The 233-nt window shown below is 50.2% G+C and carries 1 pseudogene; it reads right to left on the bottom strand.

From position 1 onward, the window contains the following. Positions 1-233 (bottom strand): annotated as a pseudogene (locus AAEZ03_RS29000) (tRNA (guanosine(37)-N1)-methyltransferase TrmD); the annotation flags it as partial.

Genomic DNA, 233 nt, shown 5'->3' with positions numbered 1-233 from the left:
CCGCCATACCCGCAAACTCATGCGGCTTGGTATAGTGTGGACAATCAAGCAAGCCATCGACGAACGAGTCTTGCTCAGCTGATTGATCATCACCCATAATATCAGGCAGACGACGTATCACACTATCCATCATCACCATGGCTGGCAGCTCACCACCAGTCAATACGTAATCACCCAACGACACTTCCAAGTCGACATACTGCGCCAGTAAGCGCTCGTCAATACCTTCGTAA

It is taken from the genome of Pseudomonas sp. HY2-MNA-CIBAN-0224, from assembly GCF_040310285.1.
GTDB classification, from domain to species: domain Bacteria; phylum Pseudomonadota; class Gammaproteobacteria; order Pseudomonadales; family Pseudomonadaceae; genus Aquipseudomonas; species Aquipseudomonas helleri.
The sequence above is the reverse complement of the archived record's forward strand: the minus strand, read 5'-3'. Positions and strand labels throughout refer to the sequence as shown.